The organism is Sphingomonas sp. (genome assembly GCF_035555815.1).
Lineage (GTDB): Bacteria > Pseudomonadota > Alphaproteobacteria > Sphingomonadales > Sphingomonadaceae > Sphingomonas.
In genome coordinates, this window is sequence record NZ_DATMGG010000212.1 from 1 (window position 1) to 1,691 (window position 1,691).

2 protein-coding genes are annotated in these 1,691 nt (G+C 67.4%); both read left to right on the top strand.

The window, feature by feature from the left end; all coding sequences use genetic code 11:
- Positions 1–441, top strand: a 441-nt coding sequence (locus VNR91_RS12465) for a rod shape-determining protein MreD (RefSeq protein WP_325491099.1), incomplete at its 5' end; no start/stop codon positions are given.
- On the top strand, positions 438–1,691 hold a 1,254-nt coding region (gene mrdA, locus VNR91_RS12470; RefSeq protein WP_325491100.1), incomplete at its 3' end, for a penicillin-binding protein 2. The genes VNR91_RS12465 and mrdA, both read left to right, overlap by 4 nt.

Consider the following 1,691-nt stretch of genomic DNA (forward strand, 5'->3'; position numbering starts at 1 on the left):
ATGGCGGGATCGCTGGTCACGCTGCTGCCGCTGGTCGCGACGGTCGCCTTCCTGCCGCCGTGCGGGCTGTTGATGCTTCTGGCGTGGCGGCTGCGGCGCCCCGAATTGTTCGCCAGCTGGGCGGCGGTGCCGTTGGGGCTATTCGACGATCTGGTCAGCGGCCAGCCGCTGGGATCGGCGATGGCGTTCTGGACTCTGTGCGTGCTGGCGATCGACGTGCTAGACACGCGGTTGGTATGGCGCGATTTCTGGCAGGATTGGCTGATCGCGGGGGGCGGCGTCGCCTTCTGCCTTATCGCGTCCCGGCTGGTCGCCTCCCCCATCGCCGCCCATGTCGACACCGCGCTGCTGTTGCAGATTCTGGCATCGTGCGCCCTCTATCCGCTCGCGGCCTATGTCTGCGCGCGGATCGACCAGCGTAGGCAGCCGCGCTTCCAATGAGCGGCCCGACCCGCATCGTCACCGAGGCCAGCCAGGCGTTCAGCTTCTCCCGCCGCGCGATGGTGCTGTCGGGCGCGCAGATCGGCGTCGGCGTGCTGCTGGCCGGGCGGATGACGTGGCTGGCGGTCGCGGAGAACGAGCGTTACTCGAACCTGTCCGAAAGCAACCGGGTCAACCTCACGCTGGTGCCGCCGCGGCGCGGATGGATCGTCGATCGCCGGGGCGCGCCGATCGCCAACAACCGCACCGATTTCCGCGTCGACATCATCCCCGAACGGCTCGAGGACAAGGACCGCGTCGTCCAGACGCTCGCCCAGCTGCTCAGCCTCCCCGCCGAGGAGGTCGATCGCATCAATGCCGAGCTGAAGCGATCGGCGGGGCTGCGGCCGGTCCAGATCGCCGAGAATCTGGACTGGGAGCATTTCGCGGCGGTCAGCGTCCGCCTGCCCGACCTGCCCGGCGTCGCGCCGACGCGCGGCTTTTCACGCAACTACCCGCTGGGAGCGGCGGTGGGGCATCTGACCGGCTATGTCGGCGCCGCCTCTGCCGAACAGTTCAAGGAAAGCCGCGATCCGCTGTTGGTCACCCCCGGCTTCAAGCTGGGCAAGGACGGGCTGGAAAAGACGCTCGACAAGCAATTGCGCGGCAAGCCCGGCGCCAAGCGGGTCGAAGTCACCGCGCGCGGCAAGATCGTGCGCGAACTGGCGACGCGCGGCGACGTTCCGGGCAAGACCATTCGCCTGACCATCGATGCCGGCCTTCAGGAATATGCCGCGCGCCGGCTGGGCACCAATTCGGGGTCGGCGGTGGTGTTCGATTGCCTGACCGGTGAGATGCTGGCGATGGTGTCGATGCCCGCCTACGATCCCAACAGCTTCTCCGACGGAATCAGCCACAGCGAGTGGGAGATGCTGTCGAAGGACGACCATGTTCCGCTGATGAACAAGGTGACGCAGGGCCTCTATCCGCCCGGATCGACGGTCAAGCCGATGAACGGGCTGGCGCTGCTCAAGGCCGGGATCTCGCCCAGCGACCGCATCGTCTGCACCGGCGCGCTGCGCGTCGGCAACGGCGTGTTCCATTGCCACAAGCGGCGGGGCCACGGCGCGCTCGATCTGAAGCACGCGATCATGCAGAGCTGCGACATCTATTTCTATGAGATGGTCCGGCGGCTGGGCTATGATCAGGTCGCGCCGGTGGCGCGCATGGTCGGCCTGGGGGAGAAATTCGACCTTCCCTTCGCCAGCCAA